This is a genomic window from Tessaracoccus sp. OS52 (assembly GCF_020687685.1).
In the GTDB taxonomy this organism is placed as follows: Bacteria; Actinomycetota; Actinomycetes; order Propionibacteriales; family Propionibacteriaceae; genus Arachnia.
Genome location: NZ_JAJEWM010000001.1, coordinates 810,423 through 829,518, shown reverse-complemented (window position 1 = coordinate 829,518; position 19,096 = coordinate 810,423). Strand labels below are relative to the sequence as shown.

15 protein-coding genes and 1 pseudogene are annotated in these 19,096 nt (G+C 66.6%); 2 read left to right on the top strand and 14 right to left on the bottom strand.

Translation table 11 applies throughout. From position 1 onward, the window contains the following. Positions 1-745: 745 nt before the first annotated feature. From LKO27_RS03825 to LKO27_RS15110, 14 genes and pseudogenes are all read right to left on the bottom strand, one after another. A complete protein-coding gene (locus LKO27_RS03825) occupies positions 746-4,021 on the bottom strand; it encodes a type ISP restriction/modification enzyme (RefSeq protein ID WP_227735553.1) in 3,276 nt (1,091 codons plus the stop codon). A gap of 361 nt (positions 4,022-4,382) precedes the next feature. Further along, positions 4,383-4,733, bottom strand: a pseudogene (locus LKO27_RS03820) (transposase); the annotation flags it as partial. A 1,034-nt stretch (positions 4,734-5,767) separates the two neighbouring features. After that, positions 5,768-6,343, bottom strand: coding sequence for a hypothetical protein (locus LKO27_RS03815; RefSeq protein WP_227735552.1), 576 nt, complete (start codon positions 6,341-6,343; stop codon positions 5,768-5,770). Between the two features lie 11 nt (positions 6,344-6,354). Continuing rightward, entirely contained in the window at positions 6,355-7,782 is a 1,428-nt protein-coding gene (locus LKO27_RS03810) for a type IV secretory system conjugative DNA transfer family protein (RefSeq protein WP_227735551.1), read from the bottom strand. After that, a complete protein-coding gene (locus tag LKO27_RS03805; protein ID WP_227735550.1) occupies positions 7,779-8,219 on the bottom strand; it encodes a hypothetical protein in 441 nt (146 codons plus the stop codon). Before LKO27_RS03805 ends, LKO27_RS03810 begins: the two co-directional genes overlap by 4 nt. A gap of 161 nt (positions 8,220-8,380) precedes the next feature. After that, complete coding sequence (locus LKO27_RS03800) at positions 8,381-9,532, bottom strand: M23 family metallopeptidase (RefSeq protein ID WP_227735549.1); 1,152 nt, start codon at positions 9,530-9,532, stop codon at positions 8,381-8,383. Beyond that, positions 9,529-11,022, bottom strand: coding sequence for an ATP-binding protein (locus LKO27_RS03795; protein ID WP_227735548.1), 1,494 nt, complete (start codon positions 11,020-11,022; stop codon positions 9,529-9,531). Before LKO27_RS03795 ends, LKO27_RS03800 begins: the two co-directional genes overlap by 4 nt. Further along, a complete protein-coding gene (locus LKO27_RS03790) occupies positions 11,022-12,524 on the bottom strand; it encodes an SCO6880 family protein (RefSeq protein WP_227735547.1) in 1,503 nt (500 codons plus the stop codon). The genes LKO27_RS03795 and LKO27_RS03790 overlap by 1 nt, the downstream gene beginning before the upstream one ends. After that, a complete protein-coding gene (locus tag LKO27_RS03785) occupies positions 12,508-13,968 on the bottom strand; it encodes a type IV secretion system protein (protein WP_227735546.1) in 1,461 nt (486 codons plus the stop codon). Before LKO27_RS03785 ends, LKO27_RS03790 begins: the two co-directional genes overlap by 17 nt. Before the next feature lie 3 nt (positions 13,969-13,971). Continuing rightward, positions 13,972-14,739, bottom strand: coding sequence for a hypothetical protein (locus LKO27_RS03780; RefSeq protein ID WP_227735545.1), 768 nt, complete (start codon positions 14,737-14,739; stop codon positions 13,972-13,974). A 15-nt stretch (positions 14,740-14,754) separates the two neighbouring features. Continuing rightward, the gene (locus LKO27_RS03775; RefSeq protein WP_227735544.1) at positions 14,755-15,132 is read right to left on the bottom strand and encodes a hypothetical protein; all 378 of its coding nucleotides are present in this window, start codon (positions 15,130-15,132) and stop codon (positions 14,755-14,757) included. Next, a complete protein-coding gene (locus tag LKO27_RS03770; protein WP_227735543.1) occupies positions 15,126-15,737 on the bottom strand; it encodes a hypothetical protein in 612 nt (203 codons plus the stop codon). The genes LKO27_RS03775 and LKO27_RS03770 overlap by 7 nt, the downstream gene beginning before the upstream one ends. 116 nt (positions 15,738-15,853) lie before the next feature. Then, positions 15,854-16,024: a hypothetical protein gene (locus tag LKO27_RS03765; RefSeq protein ID WP_227735542.1), complete on the bottom strand. Its 171-nt coding sequence runs from the start codon at positions 16,022-16,024 to the stop codon at positions 15,854-15,856. Between the two features lie 66 nt (positions 16,025-16,090). Continuing rightward, positions 16,091-16,864: a hypothetical protein gene (locus LKO27_RS15110; protein ID WP_255621763.1), complete on the bottom strand. Its 774-nt coding sequence runs from the start codon at positions 16,862-16,864 to the stop codon at positions 16,091-16,093. 433 nt (positions 16,865-17,297) lie between these two features. On the opposite strand from LKO27_RS15110, the gene LKO27_RS03750 reads away from it, so the two are divergent. Continuing rightward, complete coding sequence (locus tag LKO27_RS03750; RefSeq protein WP_227735540.1) at positions 17,298-17,894, top strand: hypothetical protein; 597 nt, start codon at positions 17,298-17,300, stop codon at positions 17,892-17,894. Between the two features lie 7 nt (positions 17,895-17,901). Then, on the top strand, positions 17,902-19,089 hold the full coding sequence (locus LKO27_RS03745; RefSeq protein WP_227735539.1) for an XRE family transcriptional regulator: 1,188 nt from the start codon (positions 17,902-17,904) through the stop codon (positions 19,087-19,089). Positions 19,090-19,096: the final 7 nt, after the last annotated feature.

Here is a 19,096-nt window from a genome sequence, read left to right as displayed (position 1 = left end):
AACTGCGTCCGCGAATCGCCTAAGCCGCGTCCCTAGTGCACTGGAACCCCCGAAGCTTGACGCTGCTGGGGTTCGAATCGTGGTCCTCCGAACCTTTGATCGAAGCCACATGGAGTCCCGCCCTGACGGGTCGAGCACCCAGCCTAGACAGGTCGATCTCCTGGCCCTCAATTCTCCCACGGGCGGTCCCGCAGCCAGCCGTGGATGGTGAGCGAAGGCGTCTTCACGGGATGGGCGCTTGGATTCGGCCTTGACGCCGTTCCGAATGAGCCCTGCCACAAACCCGAGCGCCACCAACAGCACGCCACCAACGGTTGCCATGAGGAAACCGTCCATGTTGGCCAGCCAGCAGCAGCCCCGCACCGGATCGCCGGTTGGCCCTCTACCGCTGGGGATCGCTGCCCTCAGCGCGTCAGAGCTCCGCGAGTGACGTTTACGCCGGTCATCTGTCCTCGGATTGACCCAGAGAACTCACGAACCCGAGGAGCCATGAAGTTCAGCCCCTTCCGAAGGCGCTGTTCAAGCCAGACCCATGTTGCCTGCAGCCTCAACCTTGGCGCGATCTCCTGCCCTCCGCAAGAGATGCTTCGCATGGGATACAGCGTTGGGTGTCCAGTCCCCGGGCATCCCGTTGCCCACATACTCGCCAGGTCATCACGTGGGACACCTCGGCAACCGCTACTTGTGCTAGGTGCTGGCCACTCCAGGGCTCTCCTGGCCCAGAGCATCCTAGCTAGGATGCTTCTCAGGGCATCGTGGGATCGTAGACAGGACGCGTATTGGTGCCCCAGACAACACCGGCCCCCGCCAGGTCACCGCTGGTGAGTAGCTGTCCTTCGACGATCTCCTCCAAAAGGGCAGCTTGCGCCGGTTCCATCTTGGTCAACCGGTCTAGGACGGTGAGCAGGTCTATAAGTTCACCGGTCCAGGCGTGTTCCCAGTGGGTGGGGTTGATGTAGTCAAGCGGAGTGGACTTCTTGCCCGCTGGATCTTCCTTGCGGTAGTCAACCCATCCCTTGATCACGTTCCGACCGCCCACGCCGTACCCGAACGCGGCAGGTGACACCGGTCCGAACCGACCCGTGCCCAGCACCATTTCCGCGCGCTCGGCGTCATACTCATGCCCTGATGGGAGTCCCTGCACCGGCACTAGGGCTCGTATCCGCGCGGGGTCGTCGGGGGAATAGCGGATGTTCCCGACCTCCCGGCCGTTTACTGCGAAGGCCTCCCCGTATGTCTGAACCCAGAGCACTTCGCGCCCGAGTTCAACAGCTTCGGACCATATTCGGCTGTCAGCCGTGATGGGAACGCGGACACCAGGAGTCTCCAGGTCCGCGGCGAACTGCTTAGTGAACGCCGGGTTAGCAGTGGTCGCCGCGACGTAGGCCAGGACGTCGTCGTGATGCACCTCGACTCCCAGCAGCGTGGCCAGCGCTCTAGTGAGTCCGTCGGGGAGGTTGGGCGATGCGTTGGGGTGCAGCCAAGGCATGGTCCGTCCGCCTTCACTACCCTTGAAGTAGTCGAAATCCGGAATCAAGTGGCTGAAGACCAGCGCTGGCCCGCTGGTGAGTTTCCGCCGGTGCTGTTCCACCACGAACACCTGCCCTGGCTGACGGGCGTGCCACAACGGAAGGCGCGGCATGTCGAGAAGGCGACGGTCCGGGATTACGTGTTGTCTATCGAAGGCCCGATACCCAACACGAATCGTCTTGGTGTCTGTGCGCGTCTCCCATTCGAGTCGCGTCTCGGTGCCCGTGACCACGTCTGTTCCCGGCAAGGGCGGGAAGGTCTTGGTGGCGTGCGCGTCGCGTCCGGCCTTCATCAGCGCGTTCTTGGCCTCCGCACCGGGCTCGGCCACCAATCGTCCCCATCGCTGCTGGAGAGCGTCCGGGCTTGGCGAGTAAACCCAAGTTCGCGTGGGGAACAAGCCCGGTGAGTACCACGGCAGGAGGTCCGACACCGCTGGCCACGTGTCCCAATGGCCCAAGGGTGCGGGCGTGAACGGCGCAGACCAGGCGGTGCGTACGGTCTGCCAGTTCGCGCCGCTGAGTTGTAGGCCAGCCAGGGAAGAGAACTTGTCCGCCTGCAACCCAGTCAATGCGGTGTAGTGCAGTGCGGCGGGAGTGGCGGTGTCGTTGTCTGTGGTGCGCACGAACAGGCCAATGGCTAGCGGCTGGCGGACTCCAGGGAAGATGCGCGTGGGTATATCGGGGGTCTGGCCCTCGGGTGTGAGGTCGATTATCCATCCCTCGGTGGATTCGCGCCGGAGGTAGGAACGCATGGCGGTGAAAGCGGGGCCGGTGAGGTAGCCGGATGTCGTGATGAAGCACACAACCCCGGCCTGATCCGTCGGGGTGGACTCCCAGACCTTCCAGGTGGCCCATCGGTAGAAGTAGACGTACAGATTCTTCAATTTGGCCGACAACTTGCCAGGAACGCCGAGTAGGAAGTCCTGCAGGATGCCCTGTACATGCTTGTCTTTGGGCGAGTCGGACCCATGCTCGACCCATCCGCCGCCTCCGGCCGCGAGTTCGCGGTAGGGAGGGTTGCCGATGACAACGGTTACAGGTTGCTCGGACTTGATCTTGTTCGCTTGCCGTCGGGCCTTCGCGATGGTCGCCAACCCCGAAGCCAGCTGAGTCTCTGCGGCGTAGGGGTCGTCCAAGGTGTCAGTCACGAAGAGACGGAGGCCATCCTTTGGTACCTGCGCCCCCAAGGATGCGAGTAGTTCAGTGATTCGCAGCTCAGCAACGGCGTAGGGACCCATCTGGATCTCAAATCCAGCCAAGCGAGCAGCCAGCTCGGTGATCGCTCCAGGCACTGCGCCAAGCCCATCGGCAGCCTCCACGGCACCGTTCACCCTGTCGATGATGGTATGGAGGTAGGTGCCAGTGCCCATGGCCGGATCTACCGTGGTGACTTGATGGGAACGGAACCCCTCCGGGATAAGGAGCTTGTCCGTGAGCACGTTTTCCACCAGTCGTACCATCTCGACAACCAGTTCGCGAGGGGTGTAATAGGTGCCCGAAGCCTGCCGTTTGGCTGGATCGTAGTTCTCTAGGAACTGCTCATACAGGTACAGGTAAACGTCCCGCTTGCCCTTACGGATGCGCTCCCACTGCACGGCACCGACGACCGTAACCAGCAGGTCAAGGACCACCTTGAAGTCTGCAGCCACGTCGTCCGTGAGCAACTGCAATGCGCGCCCCATAAGCGAATGCTCGGCTCCGAGGCGGCGTCCGATGTCGTGAAGGCTGCGGCCTGTCAGATCGATGTTCTCCGTGCGGGCCAACAAAAGAGCAAAGGTGACCGCCTGCGCGTAGCCATCGGCGAAGGTGTCGTCATCGGCCTGAGGGAACAGCAGTTGCCGCCAGTCCGAGGCCAAACCAGTGAAAGGCTGATCCTCACGTGCGGCCCCTCCGCGCATGCTGCGCTTCTCTTGGGTGAGCTGGTCCAGGACCTCACCGCGGAGCAGCCGCGTGAGCGGAGCCACCGCGCGCACCAAGGCAGCAACAGACGTGATGGGCGCGGCCTTCCACTGGAGGAAGTCAGTCAGGAGCCCTTCAAAGTCGGGCTGACCAGCCAGTTGGCTTCCAACATCCTCCAGCGGTTGATCGCTCAGCACTACGGGCCCGCGGACGAGTCCACCGTCACGGAAGAGACGCCAGTGGGTGCCGTTGGTGTAAATCAGGTTCGGGAGGTCCCGTTGTCGCTGCCACTGCTCCTTGTCGTGTCCGGTAAATTGCGCCGGATCGATCCCACGCCCCGGAGCTTTGACCTCGATGTAGCCCATGATGGCTTTGTTTACGCTGACGCCGTAGTCAGGTCTGACTTGGCGGTCCGCGTCTCGGACTTCATCATGTAGTACAGCGGGAACGCCGATAAGCCGTCCCACGCCTTGAATGAGGCCCTCCAGGGGCGCCCGGATGGCCGCCTCGGCCTCACCCGGCCCCGCCAACTTTTGAGCGCACCGGGCGCCAAACCCGCTCACCAAGGCATCAAAGCCGTCCACGTTGCTCACGATTCGAGCTTGCCAGCGACCAGGGACTACGGAGCGGTGGACGCGCCGGAAGGCGGGAGTCCGGGGCCCGGGGACGCCCACTCGTCGCCCCACGCCCAGCAGTCTCGCTCCGCAGGTAGTCCAAACGTGAATCCCACAGGTTACTGTTGATCTATCATATTACATGTGGCGTCGGCGCGTTCTTAGTTGCCGGTTCGCCAGCGGTCCGGCATTGGTCGGGCAAGGGCTCCGATTGCTCGGATCAGGTGTGGGTGTCCGGGCAAGCATGGTGGGATCTGATCGGTCGGGAACCAGGTGTGTTGGCTGTTGAACCACCCTACGAGCGGTCAAGTCCAGCGGAGTGGTGTAGCGGTTCCTTCGTTTAGGCGGTGAGGGCGAGGGGTTCGCTCACCTCCTCGGTGTTGGTGATGGTGGTGAGTCGGCAGCGGGCGAGGATCTCGAGGCCGAGGTAGCGGCGGCCTTCGGCCCACTCGTCGGTTTGTTCGGCCAGGACTGCCCCGACGAGGCGGATGATGGCTTCCCGGTTCGGGAAGATCCCCACGGAGTCGGTGCGGCGTCGGATCTCCCGGTTCAGGCGTTCGGCGGGGTTGTTCGACCAGATCTGCGTCCACACGTCCTTGGGGAAGGAGGTGAACGCCAGCACGTCAGCTCGGGCCTGCTCGAGGTGTTCGGCGACGGCGGGGAGCTTCTCGCTCTCCTTTGAGAGAGCTTTGGTAGGTGAACTCGAAGGATCCCACGGTGACCGCGCTCCCGTCTGCGACGGACACGGCCACCGGGGCCTACACCACTATGAGGGACTTAACTCTACGAGCTCGGAGCCACCGCGAGGTGTCTCGTCGGAGTTCTGGGTCGTGGATGCTGGGGATGTCCCAGAGTTGGGATGATTTCGACCCTCGCCACGAGCGCGCCCGCCGACAGCCCGTCACACGTGGGGTGGGATCGCTGGACTGTGGTCCCGAGGAATGCGAGGCCTGAGGTGACCCGGCGTGGTTTCATGATCTCGTGTGGGACGAGGGCTGTGCGGCATACCTGTGCTCCAGCAGGGCGGCACCAGGAAGTGGATTTTGCCCTGAGCATGAGACCACCCTTGACCGCGGTGGTTGGCTTCCTACTCCTCGTCCGTTGGCAATGGGAGACGCGTCTGGGCATGGCCGGTACGGTGTCGTGGACTGTGACGAGTTCGGGGTGCTGTGTCACGAGTGTGGGGGCGCTTCGCGAGGTTGGCCAGCCATGTGCGCAGGTCCCATCAGATGACGATCGTCAGCTACCGGCGGCTGCACGGTATCCCCGGCCATGTTGGGGTGGCGGCTCCCCCGCGCGCCGATGGTCTGCGTCAGCGGCGGGCTCGTACTTGTCGTCGGTGTGGTCGCACCTACAACACGGTCGGGAAGATCTGCCTGGACTGCAAGGGCGTGCGGGTCAAAGAGTTGGAGGAGCGTCGCGAGACCAAAGCTAGGGCGGTGAAGCGTCCGAGGTGGGCTGAGCTGAGCGAGGCCGATCGCGGCGCGTTGCTCACGGCTGCTGCGGAGGAGCTGCCGGAGTTGGTCCGTCGGCTTCAGGTCGCGCGGGTCCCCTCCAAGGTGATTGGTGAGGTGCTGGGGCGTGGCCCGGGGTGGATGGTGCGGCAGTTCCCGCGACCGGAGTGGACTCCTGGCAAACGAGCTGCCGACGGCGATGAGCGCACAGGGAGCGCATCATGACGGCTCTGCACCCGACGCGGGTCCCGCGGTGTCCATGTGGCGGGGTTCAGGTGGGTGGTAGGGCGCGCAGTGTGGGGTGATGGGAGGCTTTCAGCGCTTCGATGTCGGCGTTGATGCTGGCACGCCGTGCCTGCTGGTTTTCCAGATTGAGATGGCGGTTGTGGGCGGCGCGGCCGGGCCAGGGGGTGTGTTTGTCTTCGCAGTTTCCGCGGGCGGGGCGGGTGCGTTCGAGGAAGAGGGGGACGGTGTAGCGGTGCCACTCGTCGAGGGGGGTGCTGGTGAGGGCCTCGCCGGCGGCGCGGCGTTGGTCGGCGAGCGCGGCGATGTCTCTGACGAGGTGGGGGTGTTCGGTCCAGCAGGCGGGGATCTGGTCTTGGGAGAACCAGGTTTGTTGGCTGTTGAACCAGATGGCGAATTTCTCGAGCCAGTTCCAGGTGTCGAGTCGGAGGTGGGGGTCGTGGATTGTGGTGAGGTCCCAGAGCCGGGGAAGGATTTCGCCGGTTGACAGGATCACGTCGGCGGCTCGGCCGCCTTGCTGCAGCATCCCTAGTTGGGTGAGGACGGTGGCCATGCGATCGGTGACGTCTGGGAACTCGATGAGATGGCTGGGTGGTGTGGTCATGGCGGGCTCCGTCAGTCGGTGGTGAGGCCCAGCTCGCGGGAGATCGCCACTGCCGCCGCGGCCCTTTCCACCGACCGGGTGGCTGGGCCAGTGTGGGGTTGAACATGCGTGCGCAGCTGGGTTTGTTGCTGGAGCAGCTGTCTGCCTCTCTTTCCGTCGATGGAGCGGGTGAGGGTGGCGATGATGGGTTTGCCGTTCTCGGCCACGATCAGTGCGGCGCCGGTGTGGAGTTCTCGGATCTGTTCGGGGCGGATGACTGGGATGTCTTCGCCGTGGCTGGAGCTGCTGGTGTGGGGGCCGTGCTGGTGGTTGCGTCGGGTGATGCGGCGGGTGCCGAGGAGTTCGGAGAGTTCCTTGTTGAAGGGCTGGTCTTTGGAGCCGCCGAACACAACCAGGGTGTTGCTCAACCCGAGGATGGAGCGGGCTTGGGGTCCGTAGACCTGTTCGAGTTGTGAGCGGGTTTGGGATGCCCACAGGATGCTGATCCCCATGGCGCGTTCGTTGGCCATCCGGGTCGCCAACGTGGGTAGCGGGGCGGTGGAGGGGAGTTCGTCGAGGCATGCCAGCAGCGGTGGGCAGAGCCTGCCGTGGCGGCTGGTGTTGGCGAGCCGGAGGGCGGTGTCGAGGAAGTCTTCCGCGACGGCGGTCATCAGCGGGGACGCGGAGACGTAGGGGTCTTCGCGTCCGAGAAGGTAAAGGGTGCCGCCGCGGCGGATGAGGGCGGCGAGGTCGGTTGCTGGCCGGCCGGGGCCGGGGATGCATCGTTCGCGGCGGTCCCTGATGGTGAACAGGGCCAGGGCTTGTTCGACTGTGGTTTTGGTGTTGCCTGAGGTGCGGTCGTCGGCGTTGTGGATAGCACCGGCCAGGAGGCCGTGCCAGTTGGGTTCGGCGTGGGGGTGGTTGAGCAGTACCTCGCTGGGGAGGGTGGCGTTTCGGGGGTTGGCTACCCAGCCGAGGACGTCATCGAGGGTGCCGCCTGTGAGGGCGGCGGCGTGTAGGTAGCACTGGATGACTTTGGCGGCTTCGCCGGCGTAGAACTGGGCGGCGGAGTCGTTGACGCTGCCGGACTTGGCGATGGTGCCGGCGCAGAACGCCTTGGCCCGGCGTTCGGCGACGGCGGCATCGACGCAGCCGGCGATCGGGTCCCACACCAATCGCGGCAGTCCCGGGGATGCGTTGAACGGGTCCAGCACCAGACATGGCCGATCCCGAGTGGAGCGTGCGGTGAAGGTGAGGAGCAGGTCCACCGGTTTGGTGAGGGTGACCAGCGCCGCGCCCGGGGCCTGCAGTAGCGCGGGGGTGAGGATGTCGAGGGTCTTGCCAGAGCCCTGCGGCCCGATCACTCCGGCGGTGCGGTCCCAAGGCTGCCACAGCTCGACGCCCCGGGGCAGTTTGCTGCGACCGATCCGCCAGCCGACGTCGGTGGGGTTGAACCTCATCGCTGCGCCTTCGGGTACAGGTCAGGGCGGATGAGCTTGCGGTTCCTGCGGAGGCGACTGATCCCGAGCAGCTGCTCTGCCTGACCCGGGGTGGCCATCCCCCTCGACGCGCCGCCGCGGATTCGCCAGATGATCCAGCCACAGCCTGCCCACATAGCCGCCGCGATCACCGCCGCCGCACCCCAGACCAGCCCGCCAGGGACCGCGGTCTGGGCTGGCAGCGGGAGCCCAGCCGTGATGTCGCCTCGGATGATCCCCCAGCTGCTGGTCACCAGCTCCTCGGGCGGGGGCCACCACGTCCCGGCGCCGGTGATGATCAACGCGGCGCAGCGACCCAGTTGCAGCGCGAGCACGGAGATGCACGCGACCAGAAGCACGGCGGCCGCGGCCGGTTCCCAAGTCCACGGGTACTCATCCCGATGTTGGCTGTCATCCATTCCCTCTCCTCCAATCAGCGCGGGCTGGTCCCGTATTTGGATCAGGCCCGCTTGGCGTCGTTCTCAGCGCAGGACCCCGGTCCCGGGATGCTGAGGGCCGGCTTGTGGACCGTGGATTCCTCCGTGGGCACGCAGGAGCGCGCCGCGGAGGAGGGACGTTGTTACGGTTGTAGGCCTTGGTCGCGGAGCCAGGTGAGTGGGTCCACGGGTCGGCCTCTGTTTCGAATCTCGAGGTGCAAGTGTGGACCGGAGGCATTACCCGTGGCGCCTACCGCTCCGATGGGTTGGCCGGCCGTGACCTGTTGGCCTTCGGTGACGGTCATCCGGGATTGATGGGCATACCAGACTTGGGTGCCGTCGGAGGCTTGGATCTTGGTGAGGTTCCCCCACGGGCCGCCGGTGCTGCGGGCAGAGACCACTGTTCCGGCAGTGACGGCACGGATGGGTGTGCCTGCGCGGGCGGCGAAGTCCAGCCCCGTGTGGGTGCTTGCCCAGCGAGAACCGCTCTGCCCAAAGTACGCCGAGATCCGGTAGGAACCCTTGGCTACCGGCAACACCGCCCGCGAGTCACCGGGGGCAGTTGGGCCGGTGTATTGGTTGCCGGCGACGCTGATGTGGACGTGGTCCAGGTGCGCGGCGGATGGGTCGGGTCCGGCGTAGCAGGCGCCGGTCGAGCAGGGGCGCCAGCCCTCCGGGTTGCGGGCTTGGCTCCAGATCTTGCGGTCCCAGATGACGTAGGTGACCCCGAATGTGTGGGCGTTTGCGTGTGCCCATTCGGCAATCTGCTGGCCGAGGGCTCGGCCGGTCGGGGTGCGCCAGTTGGGGATAATGACGTCGACGGCGCGGCCGCTGCCGTGGTCTCGTGGATCGCCGGGCCGGAGGCCGCCGATGGTGCGGATCTGGGGCCAGCCGGCGGCGACGCATCTCATCACCATGACCGCATCCGACGTTTGGCCGTATTCGCTGCCCACCGACGACGGAGTCGCCGGACAGTCCACACCCGTCTCGGCAGGTGCACAGCTACTGGTAGCTGCTTCGAGGTCGGCGACGATCGCGCGGGCGACGGGTTCGTGTCGGTCATAGACGTCGGGGAAGGCCGATCGCTGGGGCTGCCGGGCGGCCTGGGTGCTGCTCGGCTGCCCGCCGAGGCCGACGGGTGGGTACGGCTTCTGCCCCCGGTTGATGCAGTACGTCGCTGATTGAGTGGCGTGCTGGTCGGCTTGGACGCCTCCTGCGAGCACCGGCACGAGCAACGAGAGGGCAAGGAGCGGGACTGTCAGGAACGCTGCGGCAGCGGCGGCGAGGGGTTTCATGTCGCGTGCAGGTGCTGGTTGGTGTGGGTGAGCGGTAGTTCCAGGTCGGGGTGCAGGGCGAGTTGGACTTTGTGGGTGCGGGGTCCGACGCAGACGAGGGCTCGGCCTTTGTGGTTCATGGCCCAGCCGGTGACGGCGTCGCGTGCGACCGGGCCGAGGTCGAGCAGTCCTTCGAGGTCGTCGGCGACCTGCGCGTCCTGGCCGTAGAGGACTTTGATGTCGGCCAGGTGGAGCAGGTCCTTGGCGATCTCCTGGGTTTGGGAGCCGGTGTGGCCGGCGCTTTGGTAGTCGGAGGGTTTGTGGGACACGGCCAGTTCGATGTCACCGTGGGCTCGGCTGAGGCGCAGGTCGGCGTCGAAGGCGGCGACCGCATCTGGGCCGAGACGCAGCTGCTTCCAGGCCTCGTCGCGCACGTTGATCCGGTTCCCACCAGCGCCGGTGGAGCGCGTCGCCGCCCCCCACGACGACAGGCACGTCAACGCAGTCCCGGTGGCTTGGTCCCCGAGGTCCGCGAGCCGGGACAGCGACAGCGACTGGACGGGTGCGGTCCAGTCGATCCGGATGGTGGTTTCGGAGTCGAAGATGCCCGCCAGGACTCCTGTGGTGAGTTGCGCGGTGGCGTCGCGCAGCAGCCGGGTGTCGTCGAGGAACCGTTGCCGGTCCTGGAACCGGGTGTGGGTCACGAGGTCGGGGGTGGGGTCGTTGAGGGCGGCCCAGATCTGCGGCAGCGTGATCGGCCGCAGTTGGCGGGAGTCGCTGGCGTGGCGGGTGAGTGATTCCAGCACTGCTTTGAGGACCTGCTCCTCGCTCGGCCCGACCGGTACGTGTTGGTCGCCGATGGTCTGGGATCCGATCAGGCCGCGCAGCAGCACCAGCCACCGGCCGAAGATGATGCGTGAGCGTGATTCCCTCTCGAGGCGGTCCATCCGGTCCCACCCGGCTGCGAGGGGGCCGGGGTCGAGTGGGTTGAGCCTTGCCGACATCCCCGGCCCGATCCGGAACGGCTCGACGTCGAAGTGGTGGCATAGCGCCTCGTATTCGTCTTTGGGGTCGCCGAGGATCAGGGCGCGGTAGCCGAAGGCGAACATCCTGTTCAGGAAGGCCTTCACCCACGCCGACTTCCCCCGGCCGGGTTTGCCGAAGATGAAGATGTTCGGGTTCGTCACGGGGACCTGGTCGTCTTGTACCCAGCCGTGGGGGTCGACGTAGAAGGTGGCGCCGGAAGAGACGTCGGTCCCCATCGGCGCGCCGGTCGGGGCGGTCGCAGCCGGAGCTGTGAAGGGCCAGTACAACCCGGCTTGGTCCGACGTCATCCGGTACCGCCTCACCGGCGGCCGGGAGGCTGCCCACCCGGCGCCGGGCCAGCGGCGTCCCCGCCACGACGGGACAGCTGTGAACGGACTCCGAGTGTGGGTGGGGGTTGGTGTGTCGGGCCTGGTTGGCAGGTCGTGGCCGAAGTCGGCCAGGAGTTCGGCGATGCGGCGGCCCATCACAGTCCCTTCGCTGCCAGTGAGATGCCCAGGGGGATGTTGGCGGTGACGAAGGCTGTGTCCTGGGCGAGGTCGAGGCGTTGGGGGGCGAACCCGGCCTGCCGGATGGATGCGTCCAGCCGTCGGCCGTATTCGTTGATGGGGGCGGTGGCGGGGACGGTTGTGGAGCACAGGGCGTAGGGGTGGGTGAGGGCGGCGCCGAGTGAGAGTTGGTTCTCGACCTGTTCGATCTTGTCCTGTTGGCGGCGGTCCTTGATGCCGGTGCGGATCCCGAGCCGGTCGCGGAGTCCCTGGCCGAGACTGCTGGTGAACTCGGTCTGGGAGGCTTTCCGGTCGGCGGCCGACTGCTGCTCGATGGGGAACACCACAGCGACGCTGCGCCGCTCCGCCGCTGATGTGGGGACCAGGATGTCGGCCAGGGCACCCATGGCGGTGCCGCGTTCGGGCAGCTTCAGGGTGGAGGTGACGCTGTGCCAGGCGTCGTGGGTCCAGTGCCGCACCGCCGGGGTGGCGTGTGAGGGACCCGCAAGCGCCCATGGCACATCAGCGTTCACCGTGGGGTTGCTGGCTTGCTGCGCCTGGGCGTGCACGATGCCGGCCCGGTCGCCGGGTGCGAACCCGGTCCGCACCGCCACTGCGAGTTCCGGGGAGGTGAGCCAATCGACGCTGGTCGCGCCAACGGGGCCGGTCAGGGTCGTTTCGATCTCGGCGGCGACCGCGACCAGGGCACTCATCCGGCCGGCGACCTGTCCGCCTAGGTGTTTGGCCTCCCGCGCGAGCCGGGTTTCCGGTATCACGAGGGTGAGGAAGTACTCGTTGCGGGTGCCGGCCTGTCCCCACCGGAGCAGCTCGATGTTGGTGGCCACCGACGCATCGGGTGCATCGTCGGCGATGTGGGCGCGGAGCCACAGTTCCCGCTCGGCGCAGTCGTCGGGGGTGGCTCGCACCATCAGATGGATCTCGGTCACGAGTTCACCGCGGGCGGCGGCGTCGACCAGCTCCGACAAACCGGCGGCGAACCGCGCCAACACCGCTGAGTCGGACATGGCGGTCCCGTCGTGCTGGAGTCGGGCGGTGATCGCCCAGGTCCGTGCGGCGGAGTTCTTGATCACAGCGATCCGGTGCTGCTCCAACCCCGTGGGTGGGCCCTCCAACACCTCGACCGGCTGCAGGCACCCAGGCATGTCCAACTCCGACAGGTCCCGCAACCGGCCGCGTTCAGCCCGGGACGTGAACTCCGACCAACCGGTGAGGGCGGAGATCCCGAACGCGGCCGCTGCCGCCATCCACCCGATGCTGGGCCGGCCCCCCAGCGGCACCACCGTCAGCAGCACCACTACCCCCCACACCAGCACGAACACCCCTGCCGCGGTCCAGCGCTGCGCGCTGATCGAGACCCAGACCGGGAACGAGGCGGCGATGATGATCCCCAACTGGGCTGGTCCCTGGCCCAGTAGCCAGCCGTTCCGGGGCTGGGTGTAGTTCCTAAACGTCGTTGGCATTGTCGTGCTCCTGGCTGATCACGGCCGATCGGTGCCTCGCCGGGGTGCGGCGGCTGGTGTGGTGCGGGCGGCGGGTGTCCCCGGCCGGGTCGTAGGGGTAGCTCGGATCCCCCGATCCCATCCCGCTGGCCGAGTCCGCGACGATCCCCGTCGTAGCCGCCCCGGCAGCCTTGAAAGCCCTCACCAACGCCGTCGCCCCGGCCAGCGCGCCCACCGCAACCACCCCGGCCGCCCCGCCCGGAACCCGAGCACCGCCGGACGCCCCAGCACCACCCGCCCCAGCGGTGCCGGCCCCTGCACCACCCGCCCCAGCGACGGGTGCTGCTGCGGCTGGGCCGGTGGTCGCAGCGGGCGCCGCAGCCGGTTTCGCGCCACCAGGTGCGCCGGATGGGGAGATGCTGCTGGTCTGGGCGTTGCTGGTTCGGGTGGCGGTGGTGGCTTCGGCGCTGCTCGCTTGGCCGGTGGCCTTCTCTGTGGCGTGTTCGGTGAGCTTGTCCTGGAGCTGTCCGAGCCGGTGGCTGGAGGAATGGCTGGGTTGCAGGGCCGCGCGGAAGTTCGCGCCAGATGTGGTGCCGGGGTCGACGAAGGCGAGCAGCCGGAACAGGGCGAACGGGCTCCAGGAGGCGACCAGGATCATCGCCACCGCCGGCACGGCCATCGCGGCTGCCTTCTGGACGTCGTTTTCCTGGCCGAGGGCGACGCTGTTGGCGATCTGGATCCCGATCCCCAACATCAGCGTCATCAGGATCGGTGCCAGCGCGGCGGCGTGGAACCAGCGGAACGTCTTCCAGAACCAACCCTTCAGCGGCTCATACAACAACCCGGCAGCCGCGATCGGGGCGGTCGCGGTGAGGACCACCAACGCCACCGACCTGCCCAGCAGCACGACGATGTGGCTCAACGCGGCCAGCCACAACACCAACCCCAGTGCCAGCAACACCGTCGCCACCACTGCGGAGACGGCGGTCTCGGCGATGTTGAAGCCTGGAACCTCCAGATCCCGCATCGTCGTGATCCCGAGCACCTCCCGCATCAACGCCTGGTTGATCCCGGCGACAGCAGTCACCACGGCCGCGGCGTAACCGAACGCCACAGTCGACACCAGCAGGAACTGCACAGCCCCCAACAGCAGCGATCCCAGGGACTTGGCGTCGCGGCGGATCACCGCGGCAATCAGATGCACCACCGTCAGCAGCAACGCCAACGCCAGCGCGAACCACAGCGTGACGCTGTATGCGTAGGTCAACGACGTCGCAGAACCATCCCGATTGGTGGCCGACAGCGGTGGTGTCAGGAGCCACTCACCCACCTCCAGCACAACCCGGAACACCCACAGCCCGGCTCCCCACACGCCCATGCAGATGCTGATCCACAGGCTGGTCACGATCGCGCCGCCGGCGGCGGCGAGGTCGGAGAAGATGTCCAACACCGTGTCCCACGGCACGCCTCAGCCCTCCACCCAGGTCAGCCAGCCGGCCTCACGGGCCAGGTCGGTGCCCGGCCACGTCGAGGGCGCCGGGGGCGGATGGGAACCTTCCGCGACCACCCACCGCCCCCCGGTCCAGGCCATTCGCTCGCAATGCCCATACGCCATCCGGGCCGTCTGCACGTGGGTGTAGGTGACATCGAGCAGCACGCACGCCACTGTCCAGTCGGGCCCGTCGGAGCCCTTGACCTGCGCCCCAACCGGGGCCACGGTCAGGGTCGCCGGGGCCTCCAACCCAAGCGGCATCCCCGCCTCCTCCAAGAAGCGCTGCACCAGCAGCATCACCGGCCACACCCCATCCGAGTCCGGATCCTCGAACCAGGCTTCGCGGACCTCGCGGGCATGCTCCAGGTCCATCCGCCCCAACGCCGAGACCAGGATCTGGGCCAGCTGCGCAATCGCGCCCTCCGCCGTGTTGGGGAACCCGGCCGGGATCCCCGCCGGCCCCAGCACCGTCGGCGGCGGCAGCGTCATCGCCGCGGCCGGGACCAGCGCAGGGGTGCCGCCGGTGGCATCCTCAGGTGAAACCTGCGGCATCGGCTGCTCAGCGATCCGGTCCCGCACCCCCACCCCCGACGGCGGCGTGGAGTGGGCGGCGGTGTCAGTGGGGGCGGGTGCGGTGTCGGTGAAGGCGAAGTAAAAGGCCAGCGCCAGCCCGGAGACCAGGATTGCGGCGATGGTTGCTGCGGCCGCTACCAGCTTCACCGCTGCGGCTCTGTTCGGGTTCATGTCAGGACCCGTCCGTTAGCGGGTGACGCAGCCGTCGCCGAGGAAGCCGGCCAGGATTCCAGGCACGACCAGGTAGAGCAGCGCGGCTCCCAGCACCACGAACAATCCGATCAAGCCGGCCTTGCCGACGTGGGCCATCGAGAAGATCTTGCCGAACACGATCATCCCGACAGCGGCGAGGATGCCGGTGGGGAACGCCACCCACACCAGGAACCATGCGAACCAGCCAAGGAACTGATCCACCAACGGCTGCGCACCGGCCGGGGCCATCGGACACACCCTGCCCCGCGGCGGCGGCTCCGCAGCCGGGAACCCGACCACACCGAGCACGGTGCCGACGGTGTGGAGGAACGCAAGTTCCAGACGGGTGAAGAGAATGGAAACGGTCAGCATGGCGGGTCGACCTCCAGGTCCTTGACGAGACGGGTGGTGGCAGCAAGCAGGCTCTTGGGCAGCGGCTGGCCGGTGATCCCGGCACGGCGCAGCACCGGGTACTCAGGAAGCGCGTGCACCAGCCCATCCGCCAGCGCCGACCGCAGCAGCGGCCCGATCCTGGCCATCACGGGCCTCGGCCACCCTCGGGTAGGTGCCCCAACCACCGCGCACACAGCCGACAGGTCAGGCAGGGACTCCAACACGTTCGACAGCCTCCGCAGGCTCGGGATGTTGTGGCGGGCAACAACAACCAGGTTCGAGAACTGGTCGATGGCTGCCGGTGGGCTGCCGTCCCAAGCTCCGGCGTCGACCACCGCAAGGCCGGGCAGGTCACGCATCGCGGCAGCGGGGTCATGGAGCCGCTCGACCAGCAGGTCCCCACGCTTACCGAGCCGCCACCCCTCCTCCAGCCCCAGTTCAGCTGTGGTGGCATCCGCCAGACCCGACGCCCACGGCGGACACAACTCGACCAGCCGCGCAGCGCGCGTGACCTCCGCGACCGCCAACGCCGTCACCGTGGCACCAACCCCGCCACCAACACCCATCACCCCGATCGCAGACACACCCGCAGGCAACGGGCCCGGCCGCACTGAAGCGCGAGGGTGCTCCGTCCTGAAGACGCCGGCGTCCAAGCTGTGTACCGCGGCCCGCAGTTCCTGTAGCGAGAAGGTGGTGGGGCTCATCGGCTTGCCCTCAGCGCTTCCCGCAGGTCGGCCGGTGGCAGCTGCGCCAGCATCGTGCGGGCCTCGTGAGCCGCACGCAGCGTCTCTGCCCAGCGGGTGATCTGCCGGGCAGCCTCCGCGTCCCGCCTCGCCTCAGCCATCAGCGCCGCCACATCAGTTGCACCCATCACAGGGGCCTCCTTTCCCACCCCAGACAGGCCCCCCAGCCACCCCGCACCGCGCACGCCGTCCTCTCAGCGCCGCACCCCAGCGGCCTCGCGCAGCACACCCAACGTCTGCCGGGCCCGGTACTGGACCTGGTTGACCGTCAAGCCGCGCGCCTCCGCCAGCCGCTGGCACGCTGTCCTTGACGTGATCCCCGCGCTCGTGCGGCTCGTGACCCCCTCATCGGTGGCGATCACCGCCAACTGCAGCAACACATCCAGATCCGCAGCAGCCACCCCACCATCGCGCAGCGCCCACCAGTAGACGTCGCTGGCCTGCAACGCCCGGTCCCCATGCGACATGGATGGGATCCGTCCGAGGTCCTCCGCCGGCAGGTGTACCCGCTCCCGCCAGGTGCCGTCGCCGCGATCTCCCCACCCGAACTCCCTGTCCACCGCCCGGCCCACCGACCGCAGCAGAGCAGCCGGGATCCAGGAATCAGGAGGAGACTGCCACGGATAGTCCAGGATCGTGGTCCACACGTAGCCGGCGACGACCGACTCCACCTCCGCCGCGTCCACGTCCCCGCGGCGCCGCCGAGCCGCCAACGCAGCCACCCCCGGCCCCAACAGGTGAGCCATCACCGCCACCGCCCGATGGGACGAACCCGGCTCCTGCACCAGCCGTCCCAACGCCCGGAACCCGGCCTCGATCTCGGCATGGCCAGCACCATCGCGCCACTCCACCATCCCGGCCACCGACCCCAACCCTGAAACCCACTCCTCCGAGGCAGTCCACTCCAGCCAGGAAGCATCAGCCTCCTCAACCAACCCCGCGATACCCAACGCCTGTCGCACGCACATGACAACGGTCCCTCCAGCTCGACTGATCTCGTGGCTGGAGACTCCCCCACCGACCTCACCCTTTCCGTACCCCCCGCGGCGAGAAACCCGAGGGGTACGCGAACCCAACAGTCGGTTGACAAGGACCGCAGAACATACCCCCGAGAGTTCGAGCGGGAGGTGCCGGGTGGAGCCTGAATGCTGTGGAAACGCAGCACCGGTAGGGAGAACGACCAGTCAGCGGGAACCAGGAAACGGGTCAGCCACACCACCCGGATCGCGGTGGTCGCAACGATCGCAGATCGGAACGAAGACCGGATCGAGGCTCCGTCAATCATCGATGCTCCACTCTGCTTCTTGAGAGCCCCGACCCGGCCAGTCCTCGGCAGCGTCGCTTGACATGTAGCAAACCCATGAATACTATTTCAGTATGCACCCTTTAGGTGAGGCGGAGATGGACGGTCTGCACTCGGTGGCTGATGCCATCCGCGAAGAGGTAGAGAGTTACCTCCATACGATCGACAAGGCGCTGGAACTGCACCCCGCTTACCGGGAAACGCAGCACATAACGAGCGAGATGGTCCGAAGTCTGGTGGTGCACGCTGCACGTTCATCTGGAGGCGAGGTACGGCTTCCACTTGCCTCCACCCTCGGAGGGTTCGACCTCGTGTGGTCGGATGATCACGTGTTCCGTAAGTACCGCGTCAAGAAGGCAACAAGGAACGACGAGTCCGGCGAGTTTGAGATGCTTGTCGGACCAAATTCGGGCCTTCTTACTTCGTGCACCGAACCTGACCCCCTCTTTGCGGAGGAGCAATGGGTCTTCGGTTACACGGTCTCACCGCTACGAACGATCGACGAAGTGTTCGTCGCCGAAGTTCTCGGATCCACCGCCGCGAAGGTGGGTCACTTGCTGCTCGGGACGCCCATCGTGCTGGCCCGGACTGCGCCGCCTGACGACGGGCGCTTCCACTCGGACGAGGAGGACCATCTCCCCGGCTACGACGAGGGTCTGTTCGGCTGGGGCAACCAGCCAGAGGTTGCGAGGTGACATCGAAGTGATAGATAGCGCCTCCCTAGGAGAACGTGTACGTCGTCTGAGAATGGCCACCGGGCTGTCGCAGACTGACTTGAGCCGACAGCTGGGCGTGTCCGGAAACGCCGTAGTGTCGAAGCTCGAGACCGGACGGCTTGCCCCAGATGAAGGGTTACTGAATGAATTGGCAGACTGTCTTGGATGCACGACCGGCTACCTAAGTCGGTCGGGTTTCGACGGGGTGTCGACCAAGCCCTGGCTCCGGGCCTACGCGGACGCTTCCGCGAAGGTGGTCGACAGAGTACTGGCTGACAACCTGCTGGCTCATGAGTTTGTGGACGCCGTCGGGCTGCAGCCGGTTCCAGACAGCCTTCCCCTCATGACCGGTGACGCAAACGATGACGATGCGATCGAGGAGTTCGCTGGGGAGGTCCGAACTGCGGCGGGCGTTCCGGAAGGCGGTGTCGTCCGGAACGTCATCCGAGCTTCCGAGCGGGTCGGTGTCACGGTCTTGCCGATGGAGTCAGAGTTGGGCAGGCATCTAGGGCTATCTCAACGGATCGACGGGAGGCCCATCATCAGGGTTGCCGGGCCCGGACGGGCAGGCGTCCCCGGGGATCGTCAACGGTTTACCGTCGCCCATGAGCTGGGTCATCTGGCCTTGCACTCGGAGCTGCCGCCACCGCGTACCCCCGAAGAGGGTAAGAGGCTCGAGAAGCAGGCCCACCGATTCGCGGCCGCCTTTCTCACCCCCGCCGCTCCCCTCCTGGACGACTGGCAGGCATCTGGTTCCCGCGTCACCTTGGGAGCGCTGCAGAAGCTGAAGACGACCTGGGGGGTGGCAATCAAGATGCTGGTGACCAGATTCCGTCACCTGAATGTCATCGACGATGATCACGCGCGCAGTCTGTACCGTCAAATCTCTGCCCGAGGCTGGAACCGGAATGAGCCCGTCGAGGTGTCCACTGAGGGAGCCGTCTGGTTCGGCAAGGCGCTCTCAAGGGCTTTCCCAAGCAAGGATTTGGAGGAGAGTATGCACCGCGCCGCCGGCCACCATGGGCTGAATTTCCGCTACATCGCCGGTTGGGCGATGTGGGATCACGGCAGTTCAACGGTAATCCGACTGGAACCGAACGGCTCGGAGCTCTCCCAAACACCAGCGGGACACCTTGCAGAGGTAGTCCATCTGACACGAAACCGTGACCGATAGGGGTACC